General features: G+C 46.3%; 11 protein-coding genes. All 11 read right to left on the reverse strand.

Annotation, left to right across the window (positions count from 1 at the left end):
• Positions 1-29: 29 nt before the first annotated feature.
• The 11 genes from TX24_RS07180 to TX24_RS30435 all read right to left on the reverse strand — a co-directional run bounded on the left by TX24_RS07180 (position 30) and on the right by TX24_RS30435 (position 6,423).
• A complete protein-coding gene (locus tag TX24_RS07180) occupies positions 30-542 on the reverse strand; it encodes a HEPN domain-containing protein (protein ID WP_057709997.1) in 513 nt (170 codons plus the stop codon).
• A 126-nt stretch (positions 543-668) separates the two neighbouring features.
• Positions 669-1,922 carry a type IV pilus secretin PilQ gene (locus tag TX24_RS07185; RefSeq protein ID WP_057709998.1) on the reverse strand — a complete coding sequence of 418 codons (1,254 nt, stop codon included), beginning with the start codon at positions 1,920-1,922 and terminating at the stop codon, positions 669-671.
• Between the two features lie 53 nt (positions 1,923-1,975).
• Positions 1,976-3,010 (reverse strand): zonular occludens toxin domain-containing protein, encoded by a 1,035-nt coding sequence (locus tag TX24_RS30410; RefSeq protein WP_082628761.1) that lies wholly within the window; start codon positions 3,008-3,010, stop codon positions 1,976-1,978.
• Between the two features lie 3 nt (positions 3,011-3,013).
• On the reverse strand, positions 3,014-3,298 hold the full coding sequence (locus TX24_RS07190; RefSeq protein ID WP_057709999.1) for a DUF2523 family protein: 285 nt from the start codon (positions 3,296-3,298) through the stop codon (positions 3,014-3,016).
• Positions 3,299-3,326: 28 nt separating this feature from the next.
• A complete protein-coding gene (locus TX24_RS32115) occupies positions 3,327-4,139 on the reverse strand; it encodes a hypothetical protein (RefSeq protein WP_167348419.1) in 813 nt (270 codons plus the stop codon).
• 409 nt (positions 4,140-4,548) lie between these two features.
• Positions 4,549-4,773: a hypothetical protein gene (locus TX24_RS30420; RefSeq protein WP_082628763.1), complete on the reverse strand. Its 225-nt coding sequence runs from the start codon at positions 4,771-4,773 to the stop codon at positions 4,549-4,551.
• A gap of 9 nt (positions 4,774-4,782) precedes the next feature.
• The gene (locus TX24_RS31795) at positions 4,783-5,007 is read right to left on the reverse strand and encodes a hypothetical protein (RefSeq protein WP_157255541.1); all 225 of its coding nucleotides are present in this window, start codon (positions 5,005-5,007) and stop codon (positions 4,783-4,785) included.
• Positions 5,007-5,303 (reverse strand): propanediol utilization protein, encoded by a 297-nt coding sequence (locus TX24_RS30425; protein ID WP_082628764.1) that lies wholly within the window; start codon positions 5,301-5,303, stop codon positions 5,007-5,009. Before TX24_RS30425 ends, TX24_RS31795 begins: the two co-directional genes overlap by 1 nt.
• A 9-nt stretch (positions 5,304-5,312) precedes the next feature.
• On the reverse strand, positions 5,313-5,573 hold the full coding sequence (locus TX24_RS30430) for a hypothetical protein (RefSeq protein WP_082628765.1): 261 nt from the start codon (positions 5,571-5,573) through the stop codon (positions 5,313-5,315).
• Positions 5,573-5,806 carry a hypothetical protein gene (locus tag TX24_RS07200; protein WP_057710001.1) on the reverse strand — a complete coding sequence of 78 codons (234 nt, stop codon included), beginning with the start codon at positions 5,804-5,806 and terminating at the stop codon, positions 5,573-5,575. The genes TX24_RS30430 and TX24_RS07200 overlap by 1 nt, the downstream gene beginning before the upstream one ends.
• Positions 5,803-6,423 carry a phage/plasmid replication domain-containing protein gene (locus tag TX24_RS30435; RefSeq protein ID WP_082628766.1) on the reverse strand — a complete coding sequence of 207 codons (621 nt, stop codon included), beginning with the start codon at positions 6,421-6,423 and terminating at the stop codon, positions 5,803-5,805. Before TX24_RS30435 ends, TX24_RS07200 begins: the two co-directional genes overlap by 4 nt.
• Between the last annotated feature and the right edge of the window lie 102 nt (positions 6,424-6,525).

Here is a 6,525-nt window from a genome sequence, read left to right on the forward strand (position 1 = left end):
TCCTATACGGAGCTGGGGGGCTCTGGTGGTCAGAATTGAAGCCTGGCACTAGCTGGTTGACGGGTCATTTCCTCCAACACCTGATCCAGGTGCGGCGCGAGCTTCAACACATCAAGGTCAATGCCTTGAACAGAGTTTGCTTCATATGGATATCGAGTGCCAACGAAAAGCTTGGAGCAAGTTGTGATCCATTTTTCCAGTTGAAAGCCTGGAGCCAATCTCTCTGACGTTTCACGCACCTGGTTGGCCATCTCAATAGGAATGGCGTTGTACAGATCAATCAGGCCATGCCTGTTTCCAGGCAAGCCGGTGACCAAACGCAAATATCCTTCGGGATCATATTCAGACCTTGGAAATCTAGGGTCAGCCTCAACAAGGAATGACTTAAGAAGCAGCTCAGACGCGAGCGCGGAATTCATCGCGGCTGGCCAGTAGAGATTGGAATCACCGTTTGAGGCACATTGTTCGAGAATGTGTGCGGCCCTCAAAAAAGAACGTGCTTCCTCGATAACCCAGGTACTCGGCAAACGCTCATAGTCCATAATCCATGACCCTTTATAGTGAATATATCGACGGCTAAGGATGAGCTTACCCTAGGTCATTGGGTGAGCTACCCTCCTCCATTTTTAATAATAATTAAATATAACTAAACTAAATAGTCATTTAGTTTAGTTATATTGATTGACCAACACAGGTGTCAAAAACAGGACAAGCTCAGTGCTGGTCGATACCGTCGAGCTGCTGGTGAACAACCATTTGAAGCCAGGAATTTTGCCCAAGAACGGCACGCTTCTAACGACGGTTGTATCCAGATCCGAATAAACACCACCCACGGCAATGGTCTGGCCGAACGGCGAAAAAACCCGGGACGTCAGCGAGGTTGTGTTGATCGGCGGCACGCCATTCATGGCATTGGAATAATCAGGCTCATCCTTTGAAAGGATGACATCCAGCAGCACGCCCTTATCGTTAACGATCGGAGTCACGTCGAGTGACAAAGCAGCCTGCTTGAAGGATGTCGACGTTGCACCATCGCCGGCCGATTGCTGATAAGGAACCTGAGAGCCTTTAACAATTTTGGCTTGATGACGGTCAGAGGTATAAACGCGCGGACTGGAAATCACCCTGCCCTTACCTTCCTGCTCCATCGCTGAAAGCCTGGCATCGAGCGTCAAAGCGCTTGAGACAATGCCAACAGCCCCGATGGCACCAGAGGCAAATCCAAGCGGCACAGAGCCTGAAACAGTGCCAGCACCGCTGCCTACAGTGCCACCCCATTGAACGCCCAGATTCTTGGAATACGAGCGGTCAACCTCGACAATACGAGCCTGGATCATCACTTGCTTCCTGGAGTAATCAACAGCAGCAATCAGGGTTTTGAGCTGCTCTAAACGTGCCTTACTCATCCTGGCAACGATGACAGAAGAACCGTCTTCAAAATTCAGAGTCTCTCCTGAATCGAGAGGAAATGCTTTTATTGCGTCCGACGCCAAAATGTTATGTACCTTGAAGATCGAAACATCAAAGGAGTTGACGCCAAAGGAAGGATTACTTTGAATTTGCTGATCTTGGGCAGCAACATATGAATTTGTTGAATAGGAATCACCAGGTCGTGGATAGCCACTAACACGAAGAAACTTACCTTCAACGGTATATAAAAGCCCTTTTGCCGAAGTCACATACTCAATGGCTTCATCCCAGCTCACATCCTTCATACGCATAGAAAGTGAACCACGGACATTTTCATCCAACACAAGATTCAAGCCCCTGTAATCGGCAAGAAGCTGTAAAGCAGACGAAACCTGAATAGTTTGAAAATCAAAAGTTAGCTGTTGAGGAGCTGTTTCCGCATGGGAAAAGGAAACGAAGAAAAACAGAAATACAGTGACATAGAGGCCGCGAAGAAACTTATAGGTATTCATGGGGTAAGTTCCGGCTGGTTGGTAAATTAATTGGGCGCGGTCTTAGCGCTACGCTAAAGACCACCCCCAATTAATCCACCTGTAATTGGATTAGGTTTTTTTAATGACCAATTAGTAATTTTGAACCCGTCAACCAAACAATAGGCCTCGGTAAAGTCTGGAAAATATCGACAATGGGAAAATGAAATGTAACGAGTATTTCCATTGTTATCAGCTACCAAGGCAAAAGCTTCAGATACGGCCTTTGAGGATGGATCAGGCTTTGAAGGATGAACAAAACCAACAAGGCGCCAAGTAGTTGAAATAGGAAGCTCAGCAGGTGTACTAGGTTGCTTTGCGGTAGAAACAGAGACTGAGTGCTTCACACCAGGTTGATCAGTAGTAAAGAACTTTTTGACAAAATAAACACCCAGGACAATGCAAACAACAAAACAACCCAGTGCAGACCACAAACCAAAAGAACGCAAAATACTTGAACGACCATCTGCCGACGATTCATCACCAACGGCACCAGAGTTTGATTGAGTTGCAGACTTATAGAATGAATACACAGACTGCTTAAAGGTTCCGGCAGTAGTTCTGATTAACTTTGTTTTTGAAGGTGCATCACCAGTAACAGCACCGTTGTAAATATCTACCTTAAAAGTCTTCTTTGTGATTTTTCGAATTCGATAGGTGGTCTCAATCAAAAGACGTACCCATGACGAAATTTGAGCGAGGTCTTGAGTTACAAGAACCACACGCATCGAATTGTTCTTGGTATCGACACGGTGCCTATGCTCAGCAAGCAAGGATTTATCAGTAAGGTTGGCCTGGTTAACATTTTTGCCCGCGGGCCACCTCCTCCAACATTCGTCAATAATAGCAACAGATCCAGGTGGAATAATTTCGGAAAGGTCATCAAGCTCAAACCAATCCTCAGGCAGTTGAGTAATATTTCCTCCATAAGTAGACAACAAGTCATCAATAGATAGAGGAATATTAGTAACCACATGCCTATCTTGCTTAAGAGACGGAATTACAACGTGCTCAACCACACCATAGCTTTTGCCGTGACCTGGTTTACCAACATAAGCATGGATTGCCATAAATCACCCAATAAACGGAATTCGACGAACAAGGAAGCGCAACAAATAGGCGCTGCTAACAACAGTAATCCCAAAGGGCAATTGCATTAGATTCATGAAGTACCAAACAGATGGGGAGATATTAGTAAACAACTCTCCAGCACTTGTAAGTAAGCCCATAATAAAACTGGAGCTAATCAGCTCTAAAAGTGATTGCCAAAGCCAGTCAGCAACTTGAATTATCAGGTCAACAAAAAATTGCAAAATCTCGCGAAGAATCGATAGAAGCCAATCACCGAAAGCGGACATAAATACCTCAAATTTTTAGCGGCTAAAATTACGCGGACAGGAAAATACGCAAAGCTAGGATTGACCAGGCCGCCAGAAATACAGCTGAGAGAATTGAGGAAACCGAATCAAACAATGCGCAATGCGCATCGAAAGTAATCATGGTTCCAAGGAGCTGAACAGTGGCGGTGGGACAGGCTGCCAGAGAGCCACCAGCAGCCATTTTCTGATTAAATTCAGTAAGAGCCTTACCGAATCCTGAGTCATTTAAATCGGCTTCGATGCCACGGACAAAGGCATCGTAGTGAACAGCGTTAACCTCACTATCAAGAATTGAGTCCCCCTTTAGTGATCCTGGATTATTGAAAGAAAGCTCACCGTCAAAACCGGAATCACCATCCCCACCGTTACCACCATCGCCATCGCCGCCGTCATTCCCACCACCAGGGTTGGTGCCACCATCGCCGCCGTCGCCAGGATCAGTACTGGGAGTGAGAGGATCTCCAACGGAAGGCGACTTATACCCGGACTCAGCACCGCACGAAGGACTCGCGGTATTAAGACCCACGAAGTAGTTACAAAAACCAGTGACTGTAGAGCCTGAAGACAGATAGCAGGTGCTACCGGAGGCGGAACTAGCCAGGTAAGAGCAAGAGCTGTGACAAACATCAGCAGTAACAGAACCAACTGACCACGCGACATAATATTTATCTCCTGATTTTATTGCAGCCGCATCGGGACCACGAGTCTCGACTGTTTCAGGGCAAACGGCAGCCTCCTTAACAATACCAACACTATCATTAAATGGGGAGCCAAAAGCAGTCCAAGAATAAGCACAGATAGCATTTGAATTACCATTCATTGTGCAAGAGCCAGCAGTATACCCGGTTCTATTAGGGCTTGTATTAGCCGACCTGACCGCAGTTACGAATGCGGTTATAAACGACTCAGGCGAGTCCTGCACGCCGGCAGAAGAGCACTCACTAGAATAGGAAGACGCAAATGAAGGATTACACTTCCAGCCAGCATAAGAGCTGGACGAAAACGCAGTGAGTAGTAAAAAAGGGATGAAGGCAAAGTATTTCATATCACCACCCCGAAAAAACAGCAAAGGAGCAACCAGACCCAATACAGAACATGGCGAAATAATAAAGTTGATCCATGTTGCAAGCTCCCGCAATAAGAATAATAAGAATGCAATTATTCCTATTACCGTTATTTTTGATAAAAAAAGGGCGCCCTAAGACGCCCAGGTCGAACAGGGTAAAGCCTTAGCCGCGCAGGAAGCCCAAGACGATACGGGCGCCTTTGATACCAGCGTAAACACCAGCAAGAATGCCAGCAACAGCCAGAACACCAACGGAAATGGTGCTGAAGTCGATAGATGAAGTCAGACCGCTGTAATCCCAGGCAACAGGATCAGCAGCGAAAACTGAAGGAGCCGAAATAGCGAGAACAACAGCGGAAACAGCTACAGCATGAGATTTTTTAAACATAGGAAATCCTCAGGATTGTTTGATGAAGTTTAAAAACGCACGTATTCCCATCGACATAACCATGAAGCTGGCTACTAATGTGAATCCGGCGCCAAAAGCTTGAGCCAAAATAATTGGATCAAGTTGTGAAGGATCAAAAGGGACAACATAAGGAACAGAGACCCAATCGACCGAGCACGAAGGAGCACCGCCCTGAATGATTAAATCACCAGGACAATGCAATAGACCGGACATTACGTAGACTTCTGCGGTGCCGAAGAACCAGGAGCACCGGAACTAATACGACGACCTTGACGAGGATCGACTTCAAAAATCAGACGATCATCGCGAACCTGTGCGATCACATCACATTCATACTTTCCAGGCTGAGGAACCTGCTGGGGAGTTTCAGCGTAGAAAGTGCATTTCTGCGGGTATGGAATGTTTGGCAAGTGAGCATATGCTTCAAACATACAATATGGTTTGCCCGACTTGGCAGCAGTACCACTGCGGTGATTGCCGGTTACTTCAACTACAATAACATTAGACATGTAATGCCCTTATCTCAGTGTTGGAAAGCCTGGAACAGTGCCGGGCTTACGGTATGCCCAACTGGGCGCAATAGCCTCAGGGTTACGCCTGAAGGTTTTGAATTTTCGTGAAGAGCGCTGACGTTCTACTTCTTGCTGAGCCAATGCAGATAGAAACAAGCGCATAAGACTATTAATCCCAGCACGTTCATCACATTGAGGGTTGTTGAGAGCATTAAGAAACTCCATTTCTACTGCAAAGCGTAGATTTTGATAAGCAACCCTATCCATCAGAAACCCATCCATTCAGCAACAGAGATTGTTCCCGCTCCTTGACGCTCAACAAACCAAATGCGCTCCGGTTTAGTGCCCTGCTCTTTCAGCTCATCAACAGCCTTAAGCGTTTGATCGACCTGATGAGCAAGAATAGGATTGATAAAGCAGCTGCGCACTTGCTGCTGTTCAGCTAGACGACGACGCTGACCAACAGTAAGTACGGTGGCATCAAACTTAACTGTTTTCATGCCGCGACCTGCTGCAGATGGTTTGGTCGTTGATACCAGGACGGAATAGCCAAGGTAGACTTGGTGACCTCACGGCATTGTCGTACAAATATTGGAGCAAATCGGCTGGTGTCACAGGCATTACGGATATTAATACCTATGCGATTAAGGCGAGCTGCATGATCCTGAACTTGTCGTTTCTTAAAATCGAAGCGCTGGCCATGCATCCATTGAATGGCATAAAGGGCAGTTGTATTGGCGGCGCGAGTAGTATCGACAATTTTCATTGCCAACAGCTGCTCGCTAATGCTAACGATATCCATCGCAGTCACCTTCAGCTTTTCATCAATTTTAAGAAACTCACAGTGGAGCTGGGCTAAACGCCCTTCATCAAATAAGCCCCAGTAACAAAGGGATTCACGCTGCAAGTATTCACATTTAAGTTCTTGCTCTAAGCGAACTACACCTTCAATAAAACAGTAATCACGAACACGCTGGACATACTTATATTCAGCAGAGTCCTCACCATAAATCCGCTTTATTTTTGGAAGGCAGTTTTGATCCATTTCAAAAGTCTTGTCATAAGCCTTTCGATACTGCAGTCGGCCACCCTCGGTGTTTTTCAAGGTAGTTGTCACTGTTCTTCGTTTTAAGCTGCTTGTTTCATAGTCGTTTCTTTCTCAGGGTTCAGTGTCACTGGCCCAGCGGGCTCGCAGTTTCTGACTGGGCGCACACCCCAG

Source organism: Pseudomonas lactis (assembly GCF_001439845.1).
GTDB classification, from domain to species: Bacteria; Pseudomonadota; Gammaproteobacteria; order Pseudomonadales; family Pseudomonadaceae; genus Aquipseudomonas; species Aquipseudomonas lactis.

What these genes read in the sequence shown, in the direction of transcription:
- TX24_RS07180 (WP_057709997.1), bottom strand. Translation starts at nt 542, where the DNA reads ATGGACTATGAGCGTTTGCCGAGTACCTGGGTTATCGAGGAAGCACGT.
- TX24_RS07185 (WP_057709998.1), bottom strand. Translation starts at nt 1,922, where the DNA reads ATGAATACCTATAAGTTTCTTCGCGGCCTCTATGTCACTGTATTTCTG.
- TX24_RS30410 (WP_082628761.1), bottom strand. Translation starts at nt 3,010, where the DNA reads ATGGCAATCCATGCTTATGTTGGTAAACCAGGTCACGGCAAAAGCTAT.
- TX24_RS07190 (WP_057709999.1), bottom strand. Translation starts at nt 3,298, where the DNA reads ATGTCCGCTTTCGGTGATTGGCTTCTATCGATTCTTCGCGAGATTTTG.
- TX24_RS32115 (WP_167348419.1), bottom strand. Translation starts at nt 4,139, where the DNA reads ATGAATGGTAATTCAAATGCTATCTGTGCTTATTCTTGGACTGCTTTT.
- TX24_RS30420 (WP_082628763.1), bottom strand. Translation starts at nt 4,773, where the DNA reads ATGTTTAAAAAATCTCATGCTGTAGCTGTTTCCGCTGTTGTTCTCGCT.
- TX24_RS31795 (WP_157255541.1), bottom strand. Translation starts at nt 5,007, where the DNA reads ATGTCCGGTCTATTGCATTGTCCTGGTGATTTAATCATTCAGGGCGGT.
- TX24_RS30425 (WP_082628764.1), bottom strand. Translation starts at nt 5,303, where the DNA reads ATGTCTAATGTTATTGTAGTTGAAGTAACCGGCAATCACCGCAGTGGT.
- TX24_RS30430 (WP_082628765.1), bottom strand. Translation starts at nt 5,573, where the DNA reads ATGGATAGGGTTGCTTATCAAAATCTACGCTTTGCAGTAGAAATGGAG.
- TX24_RS07200 (WP_057710001.1), bottom strand. Translation starts at nt 5,806, where the DNA reads ATGAAAACAGTTAAGTTTGATGCCACCGTACTTACTGTTGGTCAGCGT.